This window comes from Streptomyces sp. NPDC096176 (genome assembly GCF_044763255.1).
Classification (GTDB): domain Bacteria; phylum Actinomycetota; class Actinomycetes; order Streptomycetales; family Streptomycetaceae; genus Streptomyces.
This window is the reverse complement of record NZ_JBIWFV010000003.1, coordinates 453314-476316: the sequence shown is the minus strand read 5'-3', so window position 1 is coordinate 476316 and position 23003 is coordinate 453314. Positions and strand designations below refer to the sequence as shown.

Here is a 23003-nt window from a genome sequence, read left to right as displayed (position 1 = left end):
AGATGCCCGCACTGCTCCAAGTCGAGACAGACCCCGGCGCACCCGCGACCCTGCGGGTGGAAGCCGCCGCCGCCCCGGCACGTTGGGCAGCCGAACAGCGGGATCCGCTGCGCGCCTTCGTCACCGAGCACGGAGCGCTGATGGTCCGCGGTCTGGATCTCCGCGATGCGAGCGGGGTCGCCGCGGTCGTCCGGGAGCTGACCGACGCTCCCGTCACCGAGCGGGAGGCGTTCACTTCCCGGCGGATGTACTCCGAGGGCGTGTACTCCTCGGCGCAGTGGCCGCCGAACCAGCCGATGTGCATGCATCACGAGCTGAGCTACGCGAGCGAGTTCCCCGGTCTGATGCTGTTCGCGTGCATCGACCCGGCCGAAGAGGGCGGTGCGACCGGCGTGGCCGACGCGGCCGCTGTGCTGCGGGCTCTGCCGCCGGAGCTCACGGACCGCTTCGAGCGGGAGGGCTGGCTGCTCACCCGCAGCTACAACGACGAGATCGGGGCCACCGTGGCCGAGGCCTTCGGCACCGACGACCGGGACGCGGTCGAGAGCTACTGCCGTGCCAACGCGATCGAGTTCGCCTGGCAGCCCGACGGCGGACTGCGCACCCGACAGCGCCGCAGCGCCGTGGTGCGCCACCCGGTCACCGGCCTGCGCTGCTGGTTCAACCAGATCGCGTTCCTCAACGAGTGGACGATGGCCCCCGAGGTACGGGAGTACCTGATCGACGAGTACGGCGCCGACGGCCTTCCCTTCAACACCCGCTACGGCAACGGCGACCCCATCACCGAGGACATCGTGGCCCTCCTCAACAAGATCTACGACGCGAACACCGTACGCAGGCCGTGGCAGGCCGGTGACCTTCTGATCGTCGACAACATCCGTACCGCGCACAGCAGGGAGGCCTTCCAGGGCCCGCGTGACGTGGTGGTGGCGATGGCGGATCCGGTTCGTGCGGAGGACTGTGCACCCGACTCCGGGAGGGCTGTCGCATGACCACCGACCGATTCACCTCGACTGAAGCAGCGTCCGACCAGCCGGCGGTACCCCCGTTCGCGGTCATCTCGGGAGCCCAGGTCAAGAACGCGCTCCAAGGGCGCGAGAAGGCTGTTGTGGAGTTGGTGGAGGCCACGTACCGGCTGCACGGCAGCGGTCGTTCGGTGAACCCACCGTCCTCGTTCCTGCGTTTTCCCGACCGGCCGTCGTCGCGCATCATCGCGCTGCCCGCCTCGATCGGCGGAGACTCACGGGTCGACGGCCTGAAATGGATCTCCAGCTTTCCGAGAAACGTGGAGTCCGGCATCCCCCGGGCGTCGGCGGTGCTCATCCTCAACGACCATGCCACCGGCTACCCGTTCGCCTGCATGGAGAGCTCGATCATCAGCGCCACCAGGACGGCCGCGTCCGCCGCTGCGGCAGCCGACTGGCTCAGCCGTGACCGGCAGCGCCCCACCCGCGTCGGATTCTTCGGTGCGGGCCTGATCGCGCGCTACATCCACACCTTCCTGGCGGGCACCGGCTGGTCCTTCGACGAGATCGGCGTGCACGACGTGTCCCCCGACAGCGCGGCGGGCTTCCGCCTCTATCTGGAGCAGTCGGGCACCGACGGCCGGATCACCGTGCACGACAGCGCCAGGGAACTGATCCGGCAGAGCGACCTGGTCGTCTTCGCCACGATCGCCGGTGAGCCGCATGTCGACGACCTCTCGTGGTTCGTCCACAACCCGCTGGTCCTCCACGTGTCCCTGCGCGACCTCGCACCGCAGATCCTGCTCGCCTCGACCAACATCGTCGACGACGTCGACCACTGCCTGCGGGCGGCCACGTCACCGCATCTGACCGAACAGCTCACGGGCAACCGGGACTTCGTCCACGGCACGTTGGACGACGTGATGGCCGGGCGGGTGCATGTGCCGGCGGACCGGCCGGCGGTGTTCTCGCCGTTCGGCCTCGGGGTGCTCGATCTGGCGGTCGGCAAGTACGTCTACGACGAGGTGGCCCGCGCCGGAGAACTGCGGATCATCGACGACTTCTTCGAAGAACTGCGCCGGTACGGATGAGCAGCCGGCCGGCCCCGGACGTGACGACAAGGAGGCACATGCCCGTCCCACCCAAGGCGAGTGCGACGTCGACGGCGCCGCAGATCAACGCCCGACCCACCGCGACCCCCGGTACGGCTCCCCCCATGAGCCCCCGAGGTGCCGGCAACTGACGAGGAGACCGTCGTGCCCGTAATATCCGTTCCTCAGGCCTTCAACGAGGAGGAGCTCTACGTCGACCTCCGGTCGATCCTGGGGCACCCTCTGTTCCTCAAGTGCGAAGGATTCAACTTCGCCGGCTCGATCAAGCTGAAGGCCGCGACCGAGATGGTGGAGGCCGCCGAGCGGAGCGGGACTCTGGCACCTGACTCGGTCCTTGTCGAGTCGTCGTCCGGGAACCTCGGCGTGGCACTGAGCATGATCGCAGCGAGCAAGGGCTACCGGTTCATCTGCGTGACGGACTCCCGGTGCAACCTGTCGACCCGGCTGATGATGGAAGCGCTGGGCAGTCAGGTGCATGTCATCGCCTCGCCGGGGTCGCACGGCAGTCTTCTGGCGGCGAGGCTCGCATACGTGCGGGAGCTCTGCGACTCCGACGACCGGTGCCTGTGGCTCAGCCAGTACACCAACGCCAACAACTGGAAGGCCCATTACACGCGGACGGGCCCGGAAATCGCCCGTGCGTTCCCGCGGCTGGACGTTCTCTTCATCGGTGTCGGGACCACCGGGACGCTGATGGGCTGCGCCCGCTACTTCCGGCAGTGGCACCGCCCGGTGCGGATCGTCGCGGTGGACGCAGCCGGCTCGGTCATCTTCGGCGGCGAACCGGGCCGCCGGATGATTCCCGGCCTGGGCATGAGCGTACGGCCGCCGCTGCTCGACGAGTCGTATGTGGACGAGGCGGTGCGCGTCGAGGAGGTGGACACCATCCGCACCTGCCGCCGCCTGGCCAGAAGAGGGTTTGTCTTCGGCGGCTCCACGGGCACGGTGGTCAGCGGCGCTACGGACTGGCTGGACCGGCACGACGCCCGGGGACTGACCACGGTGGCCATCGCCCCTGACCTCGGCGAGCGCTACCTCGACACCGTCTATCAGACGAATTGGGTGCACGGCCTCTACGGGGACGAAGTCCTCGACGACGACACACCGCAGAGCCCGGACGCTCTCGGCGCCGACACCTCCCGCAGGACCCCGGCACACGGCTCGCAACCGCACCGCGGGCGCTGACGCCGGATGACCGGCCTCCGGCGAGTACCGCCGCTCACCGACGGGCGCAGGACCAAGCGCCCATACCTTGCAGGTCGGCCAGCCTCTCGGCGGTGGCGATCTGCTCGGACCGTGTCGCCAGGTCGGCCCGCGACGCGTACCGCAGACCGCCCGCCGCGGCCCAGCTCGAGCGGGTGAACTGCAGGCCGCCGTAGTGCCCGTTCCCGGTGTTGGCGCGCCAGTTCCCGGAGGACTCGCACCGGGCGATGGCGTCCCAGTCGGCACCGCGGGCGGTGTGCCCCATCGCCTGGACGGGGACTGCGAGCAGGAGGACGGGCGCACACGCGAGGGCTGTCACCAGCATCCTGACGAGCAGTCGGTTACGGGTGGTGGGGGCAAGACGTGACATCAGAAGCCTTTCTGTTCGCCTGCCCCGAACGTAAGGCGGCTTGCCGGATCAGGCACATGGTGCTAGGCCCATCGGTGGGCGCGGACGCGGCGCCGGCCCCCGACCGGCGTACGCCGCCTCCGGGCAACGTGTTCGGGCAGCGGCTCGAGGCGTGGCCTTACGGCGGGTGGCTTCTGCCGCGCTTTTCCGTCGTGACGAGGCCCTCCTCGCGCAGAAGTTGCAGTGCGACGCGGACGGTCTGGCGGTTCACGCCGAAACGGCGGGCCAACGTCCGCTCTGCGGGCAGCCGGCTGCCCGGCTCGATACGCCCGTCGCGGATGTCGCGACCCAGGGCGACGGCGATGCGCCGATGGACAGGGGTGGCGAAGGGTTCGTGCTCGTGCTGGCTGGACACGGCGGCTCGCCGATCACGGCAGGTGCTGCGGGTGACATGTCGCGCCGACGTCAGCAGTGGTCTACACCTCTCCCTGAAGGACGACGAGAGGGCTTGTCCTGATTTCGTCCTGCGCCGACCGCCGGCCGTCGGTCCCGTACAGCCGGGACGATCACCCGACGACGAAGGGGAGTCGCGCGGCCAGTTCGCCCAGTTGGACCTTCTCCGCGTCGGTCGGGGCGCGCCGTCCGGTGCCGACCAGCAACGCGTCCTTGTCTGAGAACGACGCGGGGAACGCGGCTCCGGCGATCTTCTCGAGCACGTCGCGGGACTGCGCCAGTGCCTCCGCGGACGGTCCTGCCACGTCCGGCAGATGTGCGACCAGGTCGAGGTGGTGCAGCGTCCACTCCAGGACGTACGCGCGGAGGTAGTCGCCTGCGGTGAGAACCTCGTCGCGGGTGCCGACCCGGAGGGCCGGGTCAGCGAGTTCGGCGGCACGACCGGCGGCGGAAGCGACGTCGCCGAAGTGGAACTTGAGCATCCGCGGCTCCTCGTACGCGGCGGCGAGTCGGACGATCAGCGTGGCGAACGGGTCGTCACCGGTCGGCAACGTACTGGCGACTTCCCAGTACGTCACCGCGTCGCGCGTCGGTTCCGTGTCGGCGGGGGTCACCAGGGTAATCAGGACGTCCTGTGCGTCGATGATCAGGTGACACACCAGGTCCCGTACGAGCCAGCCGGTACAGCCGGACGGCTGTGCGAAATGTTCGTCCGGGAGCTCGGCGACCGCCGTGCGCAACGCTGTCCACGAGCGTGAGAAGAGATCCACGTCGGCACGGTAGTGCGGTGCCGGAACGGCGGACAAGCGCCTTCGTAAGGTCGGCTCGCGTGTCCGGGCCCGGGACCGTCCTGGCCAGTCGTCGCCTCAGCGCGTCGCCGTTCGGCGCACCGACGCTGCCGGGGGGCGTTCGCGCAGGGCCCCGTAGGCCAGGAAGTACGCCGGCAGCCGGTTCAGTCGGCGTGACGTGGTGACCAGCTCGGTCAGACGCTTGGCGCGCTTGGGGTTGCTGAAGGGAGGCAGGCCCAGCAGAACGGGTTCGATGACGTGGGCATGGGCGAAGCGCTGGAGGGCCTGGGTGGCTGCCGCGGTCGGCAGGCGGCGGCGTTGGACTCGGCGCACGGCCGCCGGGAGACCGGCCGCGCCGTCACCCAGCGGTCCGACGAGGTGGCGCGCGGCAGCCACGGCGTCCTGGACCGCCAGGTTGATGCCGATGCCGAAGACCGGCGACATGGCGTGCGCGGCGTCGCCGATGCACAGCAGCCCCGGCCGGTACCAGCGCCGCAGCCGGTCGAGCCGTACGTCGAGCAGCTTCACCTCGTCCCACGACACGAGGCTGCGCATCCGGTCCGCGACCCACGGAACCGCGGCCCCGTACACGTCCCTGAACCGGTCGAGACCGGCCTCGCGGAGCCTGGCGTCGCTGCCCTTGGGGATCAGCGCGGCGCACTGCCAGTAGTCCCCGCGGTCGATCATGGCGCTGAGGAACCGGTCGCCGACGCCCCCCACGAGCCCGTGCGGGTCGCTGTCGCGCCGCGGCAGCCGGAACCACCAGGCATCCATCGGGCAGCCGAAACTCCGCAGCCCCAGGTCGGGCAGCGAGCGGGCCAGCGACCCCCGGCCGTCGCAGGCGACCGTGAGGGCCGCCCGCAGTTCACCGGTGCGGCCGTCGGCGGTGCGATAGGACACCCCGGTGACGCGTCCCCGTTCCACGAGGAAGGAGGTCGCCTCGGTGCTCATGCGCAGAGAAAAGGACGGCTCCTGCTGGGCCTCGTCGGCCAGGAGGTCGAGCAGGTCCCACTGCGGCACCAGCGCGACGTAGTTGTACCGGCCGCGCAGTGCGCCGATGTTTCCGACGGTGACCAGCGAACCATCGGGGCCGAGGGGCAGCTGGATCGTCGTGACCCGGCGCTGCGGCAGCCGGGCGAACCGCTCACCGAGGCCGAGCTCCTCCAGGAGCGCGAGGGTGGTCGGGTGGACGGTGTCGCCGCGGAAGTCGCGCAGGAAGTCGCCGTGCTTCTCCAGGACCGTCACCTCCACCCCGGCCCGGGCCAGGAGCAGGCCGAGGACCATTCCGGCGGGCCCGCCGCCCACCACGCAGCACGTCGTCCGCTCCCCCGCCTCCGTGGCGTTCTTCGTGTCCATCGCGTCCCTCGCTTTCGCTTGTTCCGCGGATCGGTCACCGTTGGGTATATACCCTCAAAGAGCAGCAAACCGCGTCCATGGTCGCTACGTGCCCGGGAGGCATGATGAGTCAACAGCCGGTCCTTCTCCCCTACGCGGACCCGGCCTTCGTGACGGATCCCTTCCCGCTCTACCGACAGCTGCGTGAGGACGGCCCGGTCCGGCGCGCCGTCATCGCGGGCGGTCTGGACGCCTGGCTGGTCACACGCTACGAGGACGGGCTCGCCGCCCTGTCCGACCCGAGGCTGAGCAGCGACGCCGGTGACGCCTCGGACCCGCGGCTGATGGAGCAGCTGCCCGAGTTCGAGCGCGAGTCGATGATGAGCAACATGCTGCGCTCCGACCCGCCCGACCACACCCGGTTGCGCCGTCTGGTCTCGAAGGCGTTCACCGCGCGCAGGGTCGCCGAGCTGCGGCCCCGGATCCAGGAGATCACCGACCGGCTGCTCGACACGGTCGTGCCGGCCGGCCGGGCCGAACTCGTCGCGGACTTCGCGCTGCCCCTCCCGGTCACGGTGATCAGCGAGATGCTCGGCGTGCCGGTGGACGACCAGTACGACTTCCAGCGCTGGACCGACGACATGCTCATGCGCGGCGAGAAGATGCCGGACCCGGCTGTCGTGAACGAGGCCTGGCAGCGGATGCGTGCGTATGTGACGAAGCTCCTGGAGACCAAGCGCGCGCGCCCCGCGGACGATCTCCTCAGCGCGCTGATCAGCGCCCGCGACGAGGGACAGCGGCTGAACGAGGACGAGCTGATCGCCATGACGTTCCTGCTGCTGGTGGCCGGGTACGTCACGACGGTCAACCTGATCGGCGGCGGCATCGCCGCGCTCCTCGCACACCCCGACCAGCTGGAGCTGCTGCGGGCCGATCCGGAGCTGCTGCCGGGTGCGATCGAGGAGTTCCTCCGCTACGACGGCCCGGTCAGCCCGGGCATCGCCCGGTTCGCACGCGAGGAGGTCGAGATCGCGGGCGTGACCGTCCCGCGCGGCGCGACCGTGGTGATCGCGTCCGCGATCGCCGACCGCGATCCGGCGCGGTTCCCGGACCCGGACCGGCTGGACGTCACCCGGCGTGACAACGGCCATCTGGCGTTCGGGCACGGCCTCCACTACTGCCTGGGCGCGCCGCTGGCCCGGCTGGAGGGCCAGATCGCCATCGGAACGGTGCTGCGCCGCCTTCCCGACCTGGCCCTGGCCGTGCCGCCGGACGACCTGAGGTGGCGGCCCGGCGGGCTCCGCGGCCCGGTGCAGTTGCCTGTCACGTTCACCCCCGGACCGCGGACCGTTTGATCGCTCGAGGGACTCTTCGGCTCAGTCTCCGGGCAGCAGCCGCGCCTCCGCGCTCGGCAGCCCCTCGCTCTCCACCTGTGGTGGTAGCGGCTTTGAAGTGCTCTCCCGGCTGAAGTGCGCGTCGTACCAGTCGCCGCCCACGTCCAGACCGTCCCGTGACGGCATGTACCGTGCGGCGAAATGCAGCCCGGGCAGCTCCGGCAGCCCGGGCGGCAGCATCTGGCGCTGCAGAGCCATGGCCGGCTCGACCCTGGCCCGCTGGAACTTGATCTGTCCCAGGGCCTGATCGACGAGCTGCCCGAGAGCGGTCAGGAGTTGCTGCGCGCTGTCGGGCGGTTCCGGACGATGTCCGCGCATCACGGCTCCGGGTGTTCCCGCGGGCTCCTCACCTCACCGTAGCCGTCACTCCCGCAAGCCTCCACGGGGGAAAGTGGCAGGTGGGAGCTGCCGTCGGGGCCGCCTGGGGGCTTCGACCGGGGCAGCGCGCTTCATGTCACCCGTTCTGCGCTGATCAAGCCCTGCCATGGACGACAATGGCGCCGGCAGCACTCCGGGGGCAGACACCGAGGGCCGTCGCCCCCACTCCGCGGAAGGAACCGCCCCATGGCAGGAGCGACCCCGGCAGAGCAGCACCGGAGGCGGGATCCGCACCCGCCCGCGGATCTTGTGGTCTCCGGCTGTACCGCGCTGGTCCATGACGACGACGGCCGGATCGGCTTCGCCGACGACGCGGCGATCGTCGTACGCGACGGGGTCATCGACGAGGTGACGACCACCGCCGCAGTCGCCGGACTCCCCGCCGTGGACCACATCGACGGACGCGGACAGCTCGCCATGCCGGGGCTGATCAACTGCCATACGCACTCACCGATGGTTGCCCTGCGGGGAGTTGCCGAGGACCTGCCGGTCGAGGAGTGGTTCAACGACTGGATCTGGCCCATCGAGTCCAACCTCACCGAATCCGTCGTCGAACTGGGTGCGCTGCTGGCCTGCGCCGAGATGATCAGCGGCGGTGTCACCACCTTCGCCGACCACTACTTCGCGATGGACAGGGTCGCCGCGGCGGTGACCCGCAGCGGACTGCGAGCGGATCTCGGCTGGGCGTTCTTCTCCAGTCAGGGTCCCGAAGGCAGGGAGCGTTCACTCGACTTCGCGCTGCGCACGCAGGGCGCTGCCGACGGGCGGATCACCACCTCGCTCGCACCGCACGCCCCGTACACCGTCACCGACGCGGATCTCGCCGCCACCGCCGAACTCGCCCGGGAACACAGCCTGCCGGTCCATCTGCACGCGGCGGAGAACCGGGCGCAGACCGACCACAGCCGTGAACGGCACGGCCTCACGCCGATCGCCGTCCTCGACCGGGCCGGGCTGCTCGACACCGACCTGCTGATCGCGCACGGCACCGGCATCACCGAGGACGACCTGCCGATGCTGGGGCACGCAAGCGGTCGGACCGCGGTCGCGAGCTCGCCGAGGGGCTACCTCAAGTTCGGCTGGGACACGACGCCGGTCAGAGCACTCGCCTCCGTCGGAGTGCCTGTCGGACTGGCCACCGACGGCGCGGCCTCCAACAACACCCTGGACGTGTGGGAGTCGATGACGCTCACCGCGCTGGTGCAGAAGTCCGTCGAACGCGACCCGACATGGCTGACCGCCCGGCAGGCGCTCGACCACGCCACGACGCAGAGCGCCCGCACTCTCGGCCTGGAGGGCCGGATCGGGTCGCTGGCTCCCGGCCGGCGGGCGGACCTGATCCTGGTCGACCTCACCGGACCGCACACGCTGCCGCTGCACGATCACGCGGCGACGCTGGTGCACAGCGTACGCTCGTCGGACGTCCGCGCGACGGTCGTGGACGGACGCGTACTGATGCGGGACCGCCGGCTGCTGACGCTCGACGTGGCGGCGATCGCCTCCGAACTGGCCGAACAGCTCCCGGCGCTGACCCGCAGGAAGGACGGCCGGCGCATCCAGCAGTACGACACCTGAGCGGTGCGTCACGCGTCGCGCAGGGCTGACTGCCGGTACGGGAACGGCTGTCTGGCGCACACGTCGAACGGCGCGGTTCCGATTCCTTGCCGCCGATATCCTGCCGGACATGCTCAACTCCTATGCAGGCCTTGACGATACCGAGGTCGCCGTAGTCGCTGCGCGGGCGGGAGCGGACGTCGTGCGCGGCGTGTACGGCCGGCGGCTCACCCGTATCGACAAGGGCGCCGGGGACTTCGCCACCGCCGCCGATCTGGAGGCCGAGAAGACGATCCTCGGCATCCTTCATGCCGCCAGACCCGATGACGCCGTGCTCGGCGAAGAGGGCGGCCGGCAGGGTGCCGCCGGGGCCGCGCGTCAGTGGCTGGTGGATCCCTTGTGCGGCACGCTGAACTACGCCGTCGGCAACATGCTGGTGGCCGTCAACGTGTCCCTGCGCGGCGGTGCGGCGGCGGTGGCCGACCCGTTCAGCGGCGAGGTCTTCTTCACCGACGGTGAGACCGGCCGGGTACGGCACGACGGCGCCGATGCCGCGCTGGCGCAGCTCTGCTGCGGCGCGAATGTTGAGGGAGTCGGTTGTGGATCTCTAGCGCGGACTGAGGGGCGGAGAGGTGTCCGGAGGCCGCGATGAGGGCGAGTTCCGCAGGGATGACGTCGCGTTCGGCTTCACGCGTGGCAACTTCGACACCGTCGCCCAGCGGTCGGCCCGCTGGTGTAGGGCCTCCACGGTTCCGTGCCGGGGCAGTAGGCGGTGCGGCGCCAGACAACTGTGGCGGGTGCCTCCGTGGGGCAGGGGTGGTTCCGGCTCCCCCACAGGGAAGGGGAAACCGGATTTCCCTTTAGTGGCGCGTTTTGCGTATGTCGCAAGGATGAGTGGGGTGCTCGCCGACGCGTCGGCCGCGCGGTGTGGCGCTGTGGCGAGTGCAGCGGAGGAGCGGGTCTCAACGCCGGACCCGGAGCTGGGGCGCTGGAGTCGGGAGCCGGGACCCCTGCCGGGTCTTCGAGCCGGACGTCGGCGCCGGCTGACGAGAGGTCACCGCGGCAACATTACGGGGGAGAACGCCGTTGAGTGCTGAGGGAGTGGAGCCGCTGCTCCGCGGGGACGAGGAGAGCCGTAGTGACGCAGTTGAGCAGGCACGGGAAGCTAGCTCTGGAGTACTGGCAGGCGTACCGGCCGCGGGCCCTGGCAAATCTGGGCAGCCCGGAGGAGCAGGCGGAGTTCTTCCACGCCCTGGATCTGCGGCTGACGGAGAGGATCGGGATGCTGGCAGACGACCTGCTGCAGGAGCTCCCGTCGGACAAGCGGGCGACGGCTCGGCGGGCGGTCCGCTCGCAGGCGCAGGAGAGGGTGTACGCGGAGGAAGTCTTCCTGGAGAAGGAGCCGGGGACGGAGCACCGGGAGATCTAGCAGCGCTGCCGAGATTCCGGCCTGGCGGCCAGGGCGACCTGGCCCCTTCCGGGCAGCGTGAGCGGGCTCGCGCCAACCTGGCGGCCCTGGAGACCCTGCAGGCGCTGGAGGCCGAGGAGCGTCCGGCGACCGCGGCGGAGCAGGCGGTCCTGGCCCGCTGGTCCGGGTGGGGCGCACTGCCCGCCATCTTCAACATGCGGCCGGCGCGCCAGGCGTTCCCATCGGATGACGCATACGAGCGGGCTGTCGAGCGCTGGGAGTCCTTCACCGAGGGGCGCGGGAGCAGGTCCGGCCGCTGCTGTCCGAGCGTGAATGGGTAGCGGCCCGACAGAACACCCTGAACGCGCACTACACGTCGGCCGAGCACGCGCGTCGGCATGCCCGGGACTACGAACGGCTCGTCCAGCACTCCGAAACATTGATCACCTGGGCCGCGATCACGCTGATGACCAAACGACTGGCCCGCAAAGGCCCCACCACCTGGTCGAAGAAGCCCAAGTTCACCGCCGACGTTCTGCCTGAGCAGGCCTTCTAACGAGACAAGGGCAGCACCGCGGACACGGTCTTGGGGAACGTCCGAGCCATCTTGCTCAACGCTGGTGAGCCACTCCGGTGACCAGATGCCGAAGGCCCGTCGGGCGAGGAAGGTTGGTCATGGCCCTACTTCGTACGGGTGGCTGAGGCTTGCCCGGTGTCCGCGCCGGAGCTGACGTGCCGCTGGGTCTCCTGGGGGCCGTGCCAGTCCAGGCACATCACGGTGGCATCGTCGTCGAGCTGGCCTCCGGCAGCGTCCAGGATGGCGGACGTCAGTGTCAGCGCGGCCTCCCGAGGGTGCAGGTCCCGGGTGCGCTCCAGCAGGGCGGGCAGGTCGATCTTCTCTCCATGATGTTCGAGCATGCCGTCGGTCAGCATGAGCAGACGGTCATGGGGGCGCAGATCGATGTCCTGAACGCGGTAGGGGTGGGGCACGCGCACGGACAGCCCGAAGGGATGGTCCACCTCGCAGGTGATCGTCTCCGCGGTCCCCTCCCGCATGCGCAGTGGCCAGGGGTGGCCGGCGTTGACGAGCTGGGCCCGCCCGGTGTGGAGGTTGATGCGCAGCAACTGTCCGGTGGCGTGGCCGTGGCCGTGGTCGGCCAGAGCTCGGTCGGCCAGGTGGGCCTGCTCGGCCAGGCCGGCTCCTGCCCGGCGGGCGCCGCGCAGAGCGCTCACCAAGACCGTGGCGGCCAGGGCGGCGTCGATGTCGTGGCCCATGGGATCGGTCACCGACAGGTGAAGGGCGTCGCGGTCCAGGGTGTAGTCGAAGGTGTCGCCGCTGAGGTCTTCGGAGGGCTCCAGGCTCCCGCACAGTGTGAACTGTGCGGCCTCGCACGTCAGTGACGAGGGCAGCAGCTGGTACTGAATCTCGGCTGCCAGGGTGGGGGGCCTGGAGCGTTTGCCCCAGGTGTAGAGGTCGGTGAAGCGGCCGTTGGCGATCACGATGTAGGCCAGGACGTGGGCGGCTTCCCCGATCTCATCAAGGACGTCCTCGCCGGGGGCAGCCGACAAGAGGAGTTCCAGGAGCCCGATCGCATCCCCCCGATTGGTGACCGGCACGATCACCCGCTGTCCCTGGTCGGCGGCCTCCTGGTACAGCCGCTGGGTTCGGATCACCTTTTCGTAGACGCTGCCGAAGAGCGGGATCCGCTCCGCTCCCCGCCCCCCTTCCGCGGCACCGACGGTGGACAGCCGTGCCACCGCTTTCCCTGTCAGGTCCACGATAAGGAAAGAGACGTTTCGGGCCCTGAAACGCCGCCGCAGGTCCTCCGCGACAACATCGGCGGCCTCCACCGGCGCCGCCTGCTCCGCTGCCGTCAGCAGCCGGGGAAGCTCACTCCGCCCACCACTCACGTCACGATCCCTTCACCGGCCCCTGCTACCAGCTTGGGCACCGCCACGGTGAACGTCAATCGCCGCCCGTCACGGTAAGTGAAGACTGACGATATGAGCCCAAGCGAATGGCGCCGCTGCTGCAATCTGTCAGCCGTCCGTGCTGTGACCTGCGGGTTCGAGGTTAAGACACAGGTTCTCAGCGAACTTCGGACGCTCCCGCGGGTGGAGGCGGCTGGAGGTGCCCGCGGCCTCCTCGAAGACGACCGGGTCCTCGATCCCGGCTTCGTCCAGGACCAGGTTCTGACGGTCGGTCGACTGCTGGTCGGTCGACACCCGCTTGTAGATCAGGTTGGCCCTGGTGGATCTTGAGACCACGAGCAGCCCATGGCAGGCTCATGCCGCATGATCGATGAATTCGCGAGGGACAACCTGCACGGCAGACTGCGGCGGGACCGCAAGGCGTTGCTCTGGAAACTCGACGGCTTGTCCGAATACGACGCCCGCCGACCTTTGACAGCGACCGGAACCAACCTCCTCGGCCTGGTCAAACACGTGGCCACCGTCGAGGCCAGGTACTTCGGCGAGGTCTTCGACCGCCCTTCCCCGGAACCGCTGCCCCGGTGGCAGGACTCCGACGGCAGCGATCAGTGGGCCGCCGAGGACGAGACCCGCGATCAGATCATCGGGTTCTACCGGCGCACGTGGGAACACTCGGACGCGACGATCAACGAGCTTCCCCTCGACGCCCCGGGCCACGTGCCGTGGTGGCCGGAGCCTTATCTCAACACGAACCTGTTCGCCATCATGGTCCATGTCCTCGGCGAGTCCAACCGGCACGCCGGGCACGCCGACATCCTGCGCGAGGGCCTCGACGGCCGGACCGGGATGCGCCCCGAACACGAGCAGCAGATCGACGGGGAAGCCCGTGCAGCCCACTGGGCGAAGATCGAGCAGGCCGCCAGATCGGCCGCACCAATCAAGGCTTAGTTGGACAAGCCAGGCAGCCTGACATCAGCTCCCCTACCGGCGCTTGCGATTTCCGAACACCCCGACTACCTGGCAATGCTCGCGTCACCCGATGTGGGCGTTCAGCCCGTCTTCGTCGTCCTCGTCCAGCTCGGGCGCGTCCGGGTCGCGCAGCGGGCGCAGGGCGCCGGCGGCCGGGGTGGAGTTCTAGGGGAGCCGGGGCGTCCTTCGCGCTCTCCGAACCCGTCCCGGCGCGCGGATGCGCCGTGATGCTCAGGCCCACCGGGAGGCGCGTCCCGGTGGGCCTGAGCTGTCTCGGCGCTCGGGCACGGCGGGCGGGCGGCCCCCCGCTTCGGTGACGCCGCTGCAAGGGGTAGCCCTGAGCTCCCAACTCCCCCCGCATCAGGGACTGATGGTGGGAGGATTTCGGGCCATGTGCACCCCACCTGCCCTGCACCTCACCCTGACCCTGTACCGCTGCAGACTCGGGAAGCGGGAACTGGGCTCCCTGTTCACCGTCGCCTCCCAGGGCTACGCCCCCGGCGAGCTCCAGTTCTCCCACGAACGGCACAGCCGGACCTTCACCTCGGCGACCCTGGCCGGCCTGATAGCCGACGTCCAGGCGGCACCCCTGCCCGGCGACCCGGACGTGTGGGCCAACCTGACGTTCACGGCCACCGACCCCGCAGGCCGCCGCACCCTGACCCTGCGCCTGACACCCGACAAGGCCGACCTCACGGTCACCGGCACCGACGCCACCCTCGTCTACGGCACCCAAACCCAGATCATGCTGTTCCTGACGGACGAAGCGATCGGAGGCTCGAGGCACGCACCGCACAAGTGGTATGAAATGAGGCGCCGCCTCTCGACTGTGCTGCTCCCGTTCCTCATAGTGGCGTGGACGCTGGTCCTGTACTTCCACCCGCTCGAGGATCCGTACCTGCAACCGGAGACGGCCCACCTGTGGCCCGCAGCACTCCTGCTCATCTGTGCCTGCGCCGTCATCCTGCTGCTGGTCGGCCTCGCGCGGCTCGGAGGCTTTCTACTGCGGGAGCGGGCGACCAGGGGAGTGCTGGAGCCGACGCAGGACCTCCTGCCCGGCAGCCCGTGGCAGCAGCTCAGCGCGATCGAAAAGATCACCGCCGTTGGAGTGGCCGTCGCCGGCGTCGCCGCCATCGGCACGCTGGTGGCGGTCGCCGACGACATCGTCAAAGGCTGACGTCTGCGCGCCACGCGCGGACCCGCACGCTTCCCGCGGCCGCCGAGGTCCACCTGCCTACGATGACCGCACCCATGACAGACGTTCTGTTTCCGATAACGGCCCGTTCACGCCTCCTACGCCGGCCTCGCTCCGGCCACCAAGTCCTCGGGAACCTCGATCCACGGCGAACACGCACCTCGAAGCGGAAACCGTCAGCTCAAACGGGCGACGTTCCTGTCCGCGTTCGCCGCCCTCCACGACCCAGCCTCCCGCACCTACGACGACAGATGCCGTGCCCGCGGGACGACCCATACCCAAGCCCTCCTCCGACTCGCTCGCCACCGCATCAGCGTCCTGTTCGCCATGCTCCGCGACGGCACCTTCTACGAACCACGCCTCCCCGAAGCAGCCCTCGCATGACCAGCTCCGGCTTGACGAAAGACATAGAGGCCCCCCGCACGGGGTGCGCTCAAATGAGGGTCTGTTGCTCGGTGGTGGGGAGGGGGCCGACGAGCTGGGAGCGTGGGGGGAGGTTCCAGGAGCGGGCTCCGAGGGCTTCCTCGCAGTGTGTGTAGAAGGAGCGGACGGCGGAGGCGGCCCGGGATCGTGCGGCGTCGCTCATGGGGGTGCCGTCGTGGTTCGTGTGGCCGCTGGTCCAGGCGCGGATGTCGGCGGGCGTGAGGTGCCAGATACGTGGGCCGATGTGGGTGAACCAGGCCTGGTCGTGGGGTGCTTGGCCTGGAGGGTGGACGGGCCAGTGGGCCAGGGCGGTGGTGTAGCGGTACTTGGTGTCCTCGGGGGTCGAGTAGGAACCATGCAGAGAGTGCAGTTTACTGTCACATGATTTGTCACCTGCGTTGAGCTGGTTGTTCGCTGTGCCGCGTGGATGAGGTGAGTGACCCGCGGGTGGGGTTCTTGCGTTCGGATGTGGAGCGCTTCTGCCGGGAGTTGGACGGGCTGGCCCCGGCGTTGCGGATGCGATTGCTGGAGGAGCTGCGCAGCGCGCTGGTGGGTGCGTTGGACGAGGCCCGGGTGGAGGCGATGGCGGCGGCCTCGGATGAGGGGTGGGGGCTGCGGCGGATCGGGGCGTTCTGCGGGGTCTCGCACGAACAGGTGCGGCGGCTGCTGGCCGAACGTCAGGCCCAGGGCGGCCCGCCGGTCAGCTGACGACGGTCTCCCGCGTGGTACGCAGGGGGCGGAGCTTGCCGGCGGCGAGTTCCGGCGAGAGCCGGAAGTGGTAGCGGCCGATCATGCGGATGTGGTCGTGGCCGAGCGGGGAGAGCCGGGCGAGGTCGGCATCGGAAATGTGGCGGCCCTCGGCGCGGAGCTGGTTGACGGCCTCCTGGAGATACACCGAATTCCACAGGATGCAGGCATTGAGAGTGAGCCCCAGCGCCGACAGCTGATTCCTGCTTCGAGAAGCGCCAGCGCACGCACGACCTCACGGTCTCCGGAGTGCACGCGTACTTCGTGTTGGCGGGCGCCGAACCGGTGCTCGTGCACAACATGAACCTGGACTGCCTGACGATCGCCGACTCGCACATCGTCTTCAACCACACTCCGGAGGGCTTCAACAACAACGACGCCTCGAAGACCGAGTGGCTGCCGGGCACGACCCAGGACTCGCGGGCGAAGATCATCAAGGAGGTTCTCAGCGAGGGCCGGGAGGTGCACGACACCAAGAACAGGGACGGAAAGGTGTTCGAGTTCCGGTACAGCGACCCCATCGGCTACGACCGTAAGGTGCCGAGGAACAAGCTGTACGTGATGCGGGTCTACTACGACCCGGACGAGAACCACGTGAAGAAGGCCTTCCCGGTGAAGCGGTAGAGGAGGAGGGAACGAGTATGCGGATGGCCTTCTCGGCGGACGCCTGGTACGGGCCGCAGGGACACGAGTCCCGTGTGGACCTGACGACCGTCTCCCGTTCCGACCTGCGGTGGTACTGCTTCCTCGGTGCCTGGCGGATCGAGCACGGAACGACGGACATCAGCCCCCCGTGGGGCTGGACGCCGCTCTTCGACGCCTTCTACGGCGTCCGGGACGTCATGGAGTCCGCCCGTGAAGGCGAGGCGCACGACCGGATCGACTTCACGGAGAACGACGAGCACATCCGGATCGTGCGCCGCGGTGACGACATCGTGCTGTCACCCACGTACACGGAGGTTCGTCGACGCGTGCCGCGACTTCGTCCGGCGGGAACTGGCCGTCGTCGTCGCGGACCACCCGGCGCTCGCGATGAACCCGACCGCCCGGCAACTGGCGGACGAGGTAGGGCTCGACCTCGGCCCGTAGCCGGACCGGCCGGGCCGGGCCACGTGCCCGGACCGGCCGTCGCCGGTTCCCCGGGGGCCGCACGGAATCAGCGCGTCCCCGGGGAGAACCCGTGCGGGTGGACACCGCGGCAGCCCCGTAGAGGGGCGTTCCGCCGGACCGGCCGGGCCACGTGTCCGGCCCGGTGGAACGCGGCCCCACCAGAGTCGACCCACCGGCCCTGACGGCCCGTCGCAACCGCCCCGCGCGGGGCGGACCGACGGGCCGTCAGGGCCCGCCCTGTCCGGAAGGACAGGGCAAGGCAGCAGTGCTCAAGTGCGCCCCGCGCACGGCCGGCAGGCCGAGGCGGGACCTCCCGCACTTGCCTCCGGACAGCCGGCGGAAGATGCCGCCGGCCCAGGGGAGGGATCACATCAGTGAGCAGTCCAACGCGCCCTCGGTCGCGGGCGGTCCGACGGCGGGGCGCACTCGTCCTGGCCGCGTCCGCCCCTGGGGCCCGCCCCGGCGCCGGTCGCCGCGGTCGCCGCCGGATGCTCCGGCGTGGAGTCGGACTTCAACGGTGACGGCATCCGCGACACGGCGATCGCCGACCCGGAGGCGACCGTCGCCGGCCGGGCAGAGGCGGGGCTCGTGAGGATCGTCTACGGCTGGCCCAAGCCCCTTGGCCAGGACCAGAGCGACGTCGCCGGCGCTGAGGAGTTCGGCGACGGTTTCGCCACCGCCCTCGCGATGGTTCCGTGCCGGGCTTCCGGGGCCACGGCCACCACCGAGTCGCTGCTCGCGGCCGGCGTGCCGGGGGAGGACCTGTCCTCCACCGTCGACGCGGGGGCGGTGCAGGTCTTCCGGGTCACCGCGTCCGGGACGTTCACCGAGATCGCGCAGGACACGGCGAACGTCGAGCAGGAGGGCGACCCGGGCAACTTCTTCGGCCAGCGCCTCGCCGCGGTCAACACCGCCCCGAGCAGCACCACATCCGGCACGACCGCCCGCCTGGCGATCGGCGTACCGGGTGAGGAGTCGGCCGAGGAGCACCGCGAGAAGGGCGGTGTCCACATCGTGCCCATGGTCGGCGCGCCCGGCGCGTCGGACTCCTGGATCGACCCGGGCCGGGGCATCCCCCGCGAGCCCGCCCCCGTGCAGCTCGCCGGCCTCAGCGTCGCGGGCTCCACGGCGGGCCTGTACGTCGGCATGCCGTACGGCCCGCAGGCCGGCCACGCCGTCCACCTGTTCCCGTGGAACATCGCGAACGGCGGCGCCCCCATCCAGACCTTCGAGCCCGCCGAAGGCGGTATCCCCGCGGGCGACACCGCCTTCGGCGAGGCATGCGAGACCACGGTCGCCATAGCAGGCGGAGCAACCTCACACCGCTGCTGCACCGTCTCGGCCGTCGCCGGGCCCGCCGGGTGGTAGAAGGTGGCATGACCTTCATAACGCCCGGCCTGGCCGCTGCCGGCATCAAGGCCACGGGCAGCGTGGCCGGTGCCCTGATCGGACGCTACCGGCCCACGGGCGTCCCCCGCCTAGGCAGCAAGGAAGATCGGGCGGAGGCATACCGGAGGCTGCTGGACGCCTCAACTCGCTCGTTCGGCTACGCCTACCAATTCGCTCACCTTCCGCGCGAGGCCGGGCGGGCGGCGGACAAGCCACGCCCGCCACCCGACTCGTGGATGTCAATCTGGACCCGCCGTTCCCCAGCGCGCCCGGCTTTCGGACTGTGGACCTGCTGGCACACGCCGGGTTCGTGGAACGGTTCCGGCCCCGGGTGGTGTCCACGACGCCGGCGTTGGCCTGGGTCGCCGCAGGCAAGCGCGCCGCGTACGTCACGGACGGCGGCGATCTGTCCGGGAGCGTGCATTTCGCCGCAGGCATCGCCCTGTGCCAGGCCGCCGGTTGCGTGGTCACCGGGATCGACGGCGCTCCGCGGACCTCGAGATGCCGAACAGCGCAGAGAGCTGCCGCCGCGTCAAGTTGCTGCGCCAGTACGCCGCGACCAGCAGCACCGGTCTTCCAGCGGCAGGTTCCACGCTCGGCCCCGGCGGACCGCGTTCGCGCCTTCACGCCGCAGCATCGTCACCAACTTGCCGAAAAACCGGGGGCTCAGCCCGGTGAACGGGGCTATCCAGGACGGCTGCGACGCCGTGATCACACCAGCCACGGCCAAGATCGTCCCATGGAGCGTTCACCTGCCCGATCTGGAGGTGTGGTCACGGCTCTGCCACCGTGAGATCACCCGAACTGCCGCCCGGGGTACGGTCTGCACATGATCTACCTGATAGGCGGCCCACCACGGGTGGGCAAGAGCACCCTCGCGTGGATGCTGCTGGAACGGGACGGCATCCCGGGATGCCCGACCGACGCTCTGGTTTCGATGCTGCAGCGCGCCGCGCCCCAGCATGGCGTGCGCCACGGCACGCACCCGGACAAGGCCGTACCGGCGCAGCCCTTCCTCGTTGAGTTCATCCGTGCCACCGCGGAGAGCCTCGACGACTCTGATCCCCTGGACGGCTATGTGGTCGAGGGCGACATCGTCACGCCGGCGGCGGCCACAGCCGCCGCTGGTCTCGGGATGCCACTGAGCTGCGTCTTCCTTGGGAAGGCGGAGCTGACCACCGAACACTTGAGGGCTGCCCCGGACTGGCTCGACGGAGCGGATGACACCACCTATCGGGAGATCGCCGCGTGGGTCAGGGAACAAAGCACTGCCCTGCGTGAAGCCTGTGCGGCCAGCGGGCACGTCTACGTCGACTTGGGGGCCGACTACGCCCAGGGCCTTGAGAGGGCCTACTCGACACTGATGGAGAGGCGCTGAGCGCCCACCGTCAGCCCTCGCGAAGGCCCGCAAAGAATTGCGGGACAAGTCGTCCTGGCCACCAAGGCCGGCGACATCCGTAGCCTTGCCTACGAGCGGCGCCGCGCGCTGCTGGAGCAGGTCCTGACCAACATCGGTGCCGCCACTGCAGCCAGTCCTGATGACTCGCGACCCCGACCAAGCCCAGCTGTGGCACGACCTGCTGCCCGAAGCCGCCGGGACCGAAGAGCAATGCGCTGGTCCTAGCTGCGCCACACCGAGACATCAGACGCGGCGGTGGTCGGCTTCACCGGCCGCCAAGACCGCCCCGCCGCCCTCGTGCTCCAGCTCGCCGACCGCACCCTGATGGCGATATCTGAATCTCCCCACCAGGTGCTCGGGGTGACCTCAAAGTTGCTCGACTTGATTCCCCAGGCAGACCCGCGCCGTGTGGCCAGGCGCCCGGTGGTCCGGAGCCAGTCCCGCTGCGTGATTGACGGCCGCCGCACGACCATCACACCTTCGGCATGCGGATGAGCGGCGTGCCGAGTGGTCAGTTGTTGAGTTGGGCGGCCTGCATGGCGGTCAGCCGATGGACGTAGAGCGCTGCGGCGGCGGATGCCGGTACAACGAGGACGTGCAGGATGAGGTTGATCCAGGTTTCTGGCAGGAATTCGTACCGGTAGAGGGTGCTCAGGTTCCCGTCATCCGAGAATTCGGTCCGCTCCCTGAGCAGGTCCGCCCATGGGGTCCAGAAGAGGGGCCAGGTCAGGAAGGTGGGCAGCCACAGCGCCCACCAAGCGTTCAGCGCATGGGTCGGGGCGGATCCGTAGCTGCGGCCGGGCGGGCTGGAGGCATGCCAGACGTCGTTGGCGATCTGTTTGGGGAGGAAGACGTTCGCGATGGGGATGAACCAGCCGATCACCGCCATGGAGGGGCGGTACCGCAGCCGACCGGGCGCGAACTTCTCGGCGGTGACCCGTACGCGGGCGAACCAGATGAGCCAGCACACCAGCAGGGCTGCGCCGAAGAAGAGCTGGGCGTTCCACAGAAGGTGGTAGGCGGGGCTGCCCCAATTGTCCACGAAGAACATTTCCTCCCAAAGCTCGTCTGCGTGCGGGAGAGGTTCGTCGTGCAGGCGGCCCGGTTCGGAGGTAGTGACGAGCTGGTGGATGACCGTGAGCGCGGAGGTCAGGGCGACGAGGGCGAGGAGCCAGGAGACAGCGGCCCGGTACCCGTCGGCCGGGGCCTCGCGGCTGCGTGCGCGGCGGCGTTCGTCGGCGAGCCGCAGCTTGGGCGCCCCCGCCTGACCGGTGCCGGCGCCGTCGCGGGCCGCGGAGTCACCGGAGGGCACGGTCAGCGGCGCGGTGGGCGGTTTGGGCAGGACGGCCCCGGCCGCGGCCATCGCCTCAGCATCCGCCTGTGCGCCGGGGGCCATCCGAGTGTGCGGGTCCTCCTGATCGAGGAGCTGCACCGCTTCCTGGCCCAGCCGAGCCAGGACCTCCGGCGGCAGCCAAGGCCCCAGCGAGCGGTACTGCGTCTCTTCCCGGTCCCGCAGCTCGGCCAGGGAGGGCCGGTCGGCCGGGTTCTTGGCCAGACAGTCCTTGATCAGCCCCAGCAGCGGCTCCGGCACGCCGACGAGATCCGGTGGTTCGTGCACCACCCGGTACATCAGGGCGTGCAACTGGCCCTCGGTCGCGTCGAACGGCAGCCGTCCGGCGGCGGCGTAGGCCAGTACCGTTCCCAGGGAGAAGATGTCGCTCGCCTCGGTCAGTCTCTCGCCCCGGATCTGCTCGGGTGACATGAAGCCGGGTGAGCCGACCACCACTCCGGTGGAGGTCAGCCCCTCTGTGGTGGAGGAGTCCAGGGCGCGGGCGATACCGAAGTCGATCACCTTGGGCCCGTCGATGGTGACCATGACGTTCGACGGCTTCAGGTCGCGGTGGACGAGACCTGCGGCGTGGATGTCACCGAGGGCCTGGTACAGGCCGGAGGCCAGACCGCGCACCGAGCGTTCCGGCAAAGGCCCGTGCTGCTCGGCCACCACCTGGTGCAGGGTCGGCCCTGCGACGTACGCGGTGGCGACCCAGGGGAGTTCCGCGTCGGGGTCGGCGTCCAGCACGGCTGCCGTCCACTCCCCGCCGACCTGCTGGGCGAGGGCGGTCTCCTTGGCGAACCGGAGCCGGAAGTCCGGGGTTGCCGCCAGTTCCGTGCGGATCGTCTTCACCGCCACCATCCGGCCACGCGGGGAGCGGGCCAAGTAGACCACGCCCATGCCGCCTTCCCCTAGCCTGCCGATGAGCCGGTAGTCCGCGATCCGATCAGGGTCCTGTCCCTGCAGAGGCTGCACCGCTGACGACTCCCTCCCCGCGAACATCACTACGGCGCACCAAGACTAAAGGCAATCGCCCGCATGGCGACGGCCGTGCACCTGGCATGGGGGGCTCAGTCAGGCGCCGAGCGATCGGACGGGGGTGGCGGCGGTGAATCCGATGGCACCGAGGAAGGTTCCGGCGATGGGGGTCCCGGGCGGCCGGTCCCGTTGCGGGCCTGGTGGATGCCCGCGGCGCCGAGGGTGACGGCAAGGGCTCCGGCGATGATCCCCCACGGGAGCGTCACGAACGCGAGCGCGGGCACCCCCGCGCTGACGGCGGAGACGACTCCGAGGGTCAAGGCCGTGGAGCCCAGGGCGACGGCGGGTGTGCCGGATCGGTCGGGCACGGCCGGATCGATCACCGACCTCCCCCTGGTTGAACGAGCTCAAATGTGCGCCGATCGCATCAACCGTCCGTGGCAGCCGGCCGGCTGGAGGTCGGGTCGTGACCAAGTCCCCGCCGGACGGAGGAGTCGGCATCAGCCACGGCGGTCACCTCCTCCGCGAACACCTCTTGACGCATGGTCGATTGACCCTCAAAGTCTTGCGCAAAGCTGCGTGAACTTCA

Annotated in this window: 23 protein-coding genes and 5 pseudogenes; 17 read left to right on the top strand and 11 right to left on the bottom strand. The window is 69.9% G+C overall.

What is annotated here, in order from left to right:
* The first annotated feature begins 2 nt into the window (after window positions 1–2).
* The 3 genes from ACIQ7Q_RS10860 (at window position 3) to sbnA (ending at window position 3262) form a co-directional block, all read left to right on the top strand.
* Window positions 3–992 carry a TauD/TfdA family dioxygenase gene (locus tag ACIQ7Q_RS10860; RefSeq protein ID WP_403858804.1) on the top strand — a complete coding sequence of 330 codons (990 nt, stop codon included), beginning with the start codon at window positions 3–5 and terminating at the stop codon, window positions 990–992.
* Window positions 989–2056, top strand: coding sequence for a 2,3-diaminopropionate biosynthesis protein SbnB (gene sbnB / locus ACIQ7Q_RS10855; protein WP_403858802.1), 1068 nt, complete (start codon window positions 989–991; stop codon window positions 2054–2056). The genes ACIQ7Q_RS10860 and sbnB overlap by 4 nt, the downstream gene beginning before the upstream one ends.
* A 165-nt stretch (window positions 2057–2221) precedes the next feature.
* The gene (sbnA, locus tag ACIQ7Q_RS10850) at window positions 2222–3262 is read left to right on the top strand and encodes a 2,3-diaminopropionate biosynthesis protein SbnA (protein ID WP_403858800.1); all 1041 of its coding nucleotides are present in this window, start codon (window positions 2222–2224) and stop codon (window positions 3260–3262) included.
* Window positions 3263–3296: 34 nt separating this feature from the next.
* Here sbnA and ACIQ7Q_RS10845 read toward each other — a convergent pair whose 3' ends face one another.
* The 4 genes from ACIQ7Q_RS10845 to ACIQ7Q_RS10830 form a co-directional block, all read right to left on the bottom strand.
* Window positions 3297–3545, bottom strand: coding sequence for a transglycosylase family protein (locus tag ACIQ7Q_RS10845; RefSeq protein ID WP_403859174.1), 249 nt, complete (start codon window positions 3543–3545; stop codon window positions 3297–3299).
* A 262-nt stretch (window positions 3546–3807) separates the two neighbouring features.
* Window positions 3808–4044, bottom strand: coding sequence for a winged helix-turn-helix domain-containing protein (locus tag ACIQ7Q_RS10840; protein ID WP_403858798.1), 237 nt, complete (start codon window positions 4042–4044; stop codon window positions 3808–3810).
* A 151-nt stretch (window positions 4045–4195) separates the two neighbouring features.
* The gene (locus ACIQ7Q_RS10835; protein WP_403858796.1) at window positions 4196–4852 is read right to left on the bottom strand and encodes a maleylpyruvate isomerase N-terminal domain-containing protein; all 657 of its coding nucleotides are present in this window, start codon (window positions 4850–4852) and stop codon (window positions 4196–4198) included.
* 96 nt (window positions 4853–4948) lie between these two features.
* Window positions 4949–6226 (bottom strand): FAD-dependent oxidoreductase, encoded by a 1278-nt coding sequence (locus ACIQ7Q_RS10830; protein ID WP_403858794.1) that lies wholly within the window; start codon window positions 6224–6226, stop codon window positions 4949–4951.
* 104 nt (window positions 6227–6330) lie between these two features.
* Here ACIQ7Q_RS10830 and ACIQ7Q_RS10825 point away from each other — a divergent pair, with 104 nt between their 5' ends.
* Window positions 6331–7560, top strand: a complete 1230-nt coding sequence (locus ACIQ7Q_RS10825; RefSeq protein WP_403858792.1) for a cytochrome P450 — start codon at window positions 6331–6333, stop codon at window positions 7558–7560.
* A 21-nt stretch (window positions 7561–7581) separates the two neighbouring features.
* Here ACIQ7Q_RS10825 and ACIQ7Q_RS10820 read toward each other — a convergent pair whose 3' ends face one another.
* Window positions 7582–7917, bottom strand: a complete 336-nt coding sequence (locus ACIQ7Q_RS10820) for a hypothetical protein (RefSeq protein ID WP_403858790.1) — start codon at window positions 7915–7917, stop codon at window positions 7582–7584.
* Window positions 7918–8163: 246 nt separating this feature from the next.
* Between ACIQ7Q_RS10820 and ACIQ7Q_RS10815 the strand changes: the two genes are divergently transcribed.
* The 4 genes and pseudogenes from ACIQ7Q_RS10815 to ACIQ7Q_RS10800 form a co-directional block, all read left to right on the top strand.
* Window positions 8164–9552 carry an amidohydrolase gene (locus ACIQ7Q_RS10815; RefSeq protein ID WP_403858788.1) on the top strand — a complete coding sequence of 463 codons (1389 nt, stop codon included), beginning with the start codon at window positions 8164–8166 and terminating at the stop codon, window positions 9550–9552.
* 109 nt (window positions 9553–9661) lie between these two features.
* Window positions 9662–10093 (top strand): annotated as a pseudogene (locus tag ACIQ7Q_RS10810) (inositol monophosphatase family protein); the annotation flags it as partial.
* 576 nt (window positions 10094–10669) lie between these two features.
* Entirely contained in the window at window positions 10670–10960 is a 291-nt protein-coding gene (locus tag ACIQ7Q_RS10805; protein WP_403858786.1) for a hypothetical protein, read from the top strand.
* A 295-nt stretch (window positions 10961–11255) separates the two neighbouring features.
* Window positions 11256–11483 (top strand): annotated as a pseudogene (locus tag ACIQ7Q_RS10800) (IS5/IS1182 family transposase); the annotation flags it as partial.
* Window positions 11484–11620: 137 nt separating this feature from the next.
* On the opposite strand, the gene ACIQ7Q_RS10795 reads toward ACIQ7Q_RS10800, so the two are convergent.
* Both ACIQ7Q_RS10795 and ACIQ7Q_RS10790 read right to left on the bottom strand, forming a co-directional pair.
* Window positions 11621–12850 carry a PP2C family protein-serine/threonine phosphatase gene (locus tag ACIQ7Q_RS10795; RefSeq protein ID WP_403858784.1) on the bottom strand — a complete coding sequence of 410 codons (1230 nt, stop codon included), beginning with the start codon at window positions 12848–12850 and terminating at the stop codon, window positions 11621–11623.
* 129 nt (window positions 12851–12979) lie between these two features.
* Window positions 12980–13207: a hypothetical protein gene (locus tag ACIQ7Q_RS10790; protein ID WP_403858782.1), complete on the bottom strand. Its 228-nt coding sequence runs from the start codon at window positions 13205–13207 to the stop codon at window positions 12980–12982.
* 27 nt (window positions 13208–13234) lie between these two features.
* Here ACIQ7Q_RS10790 and ACIQ7Q_RS10785 point away from each other — a divergent pair, with 27 nt between their 5' ends.
* The 3 genes and pseudogenes from ACIQ7Q_RS10785 to ACIQ7Q_RS10775 form a co-directional block, all read left to right on the top strand.
* Window positions 13235–13819 carry a DinB family protein gene (locus ACIQ7Q_RS10785; RefSeq protein WP_403858780.1) on the top strand — a complete coding sequence of 195 codons (585 nt, stop codon included), beginning with the start codon at window positions 13235–13237 and terminating at the stop codon, window positions 13817–13819.
* Window positions 13820–14231: 412 nt separating this feature from the next.
* Window positions 14232–15017, top strand: a complete 786-nt coding sequence (locus ACIQ7Q_RS10780) for a hypothetical protein (RefSeq protein ID WP_403858778.1) — start codon at window positions 14232–14234, stop codon at window positions 15015–15017.
* Window positions 15018–15128: 111 nt separating this feature from the next.
* A pseudogene (locus tag ACIQ7Q_RS10775) lies at window positions 15129–15419 on the top strand (transposase); the annotation flags it as partial.
* 49 nt (window positions 15420–15468) lie between these two features.
* Here ACIQ7Q_RS10775 and ACIQ7Q_RS10770 read toward each other — a convergent pair.
* Window positions 15469–15621: a hypothetical protein gene (locus tag ACIQ7Q_RS10770; protein ID WP_403858776.1), complete on the bottom strand. Its 153-nt coding sequence runs from the start codon at window positions 15619–15621 to the stop codon at window positions 15469–15471.
* 260 nt (window positions 15622–15881) lie between these two features.
* Between ACIQ7Q_RS10770 and ACIQ7Q_RS10765 the strand changes: the two genes are divergently transcribed.
* Entirely contained in the window at window positions 15882–16166 is a 285-nt protein-coding gene (locus tag ACIQ7Q_RS10765) for a hypothetical protein (RefSeq protein WP_403858774.1), read from the top strand.
* Here ACIQ7Q_RS10765 and ACIQ7Q_RS10760 read toward each other — a convergent pair.
* Complete coding sequence (locus tag ACIQ7Q_RS10760; protein WP_403858772.1) at window positions 16159–16353, bottom strand: Tn3 family transposase; 195 nt, start codon at window positions 16351–16353, stop codon at window positions 16159–16161. The genes ACIQ7Q_RS10765 and ACIQ7Q_RS10760 overlap by 8 nt on opposite strands.
* Window positions 16354–16454: 101 nt before the next feature.
* Here ACIQ7Q_RS10760 and ACIQ7Q_RS10755 point away from each other — a divergent pair, with 101 nt between their 5' ends.
* From ACIQ7Q_RS10755 to ACIQ7Q_RS10740, 4 genes and pseudogenes are all read left to right on the top strand, one after another.
* Complete coding sequence (locus ACIQ7Q_RS10755) at window positions 16455–16829, top strand: hypothetical protein (RefSeq protein WP_403858770.1); 375 nt, start codon at window positions 16455–16457, stop codon at window positions 16827–16829.
* Between the two features lie 300 nt (window positions 16830–17129).
* On the top strand, window positions 17130–17294 hold the full coding sequence (locus ACIQ7Q_RS10750) for a hypothetical protein (protein ID WP_403858768.1): 165 nt from the start codon (window positions 17130–17132) through the stop codon (window positions 17292–17294).
* 519 nt (window positions 17295–17813) lie between these two features.
* On the top strand, window positions 17814–18683 hold the full coding sequence (locus ACIQ7Q_RS10745) for a hypothetical protein (protein WP_403858766.1): 870 nt from the start codon (window positions 17814–17816) through the stop codon (window positions 18681–18683).
* Window positions 18684–18918: 235 nt separating this feature from the next.
* Window positions 18919–19194: pseudogene (locus ACIQ7Q_RS10740) on the top strand (inositol monophosphatase family protein); the annotation flags it as partial.
* Here the strand turns inward: ACIQ7Q_RS10740 and ACIQ7Q_RS10735 are convergent.
* Window positions 19184–19428, bottom strand: a pseudogene (locus ACIQ7Q_RS10735) (transposase family protein); the annotation flags it as partial. The pseudogenes ACIQ7Q_RS10740 and ACIQ7Q_RS10735 overlap by 11 nt on opposite strands.
* Before the next feature lie 105 nt (window positions 19429–19533).
* Here ACIQ7Q_RS10735 and ACIQ7Q_RS10730 point away from each other — a divergent pair.
* On the top strand, window positions 19534–20082 hold the full coding sequence (locus tag ACIQ7Q_RS10730; RefSeq protein ID WP_403858764.1) for a hypothetical protein: 549 nt from the start codon (window positions 19534–19536) through the stop codon (window positions 20080–20082).
* Window positions 20083–20614: 532 nt separating this feature from the next.
* Here ACIQ7Q_RS10730 and ACIQ7Q_RS10725 read toward each other — a convergent pair.
* Window positions 20615–22411, bottom strand: coding sequence for a protein kinase (locus ACIQ7Q_RS10725; protein ID WP_403858762.1), 1797 nt, complete (start codon window positions 22409–22411; stop codon window positions 20615–20617).
* Window positions 22412–23003: the final 592 nt, after the last annotated feature.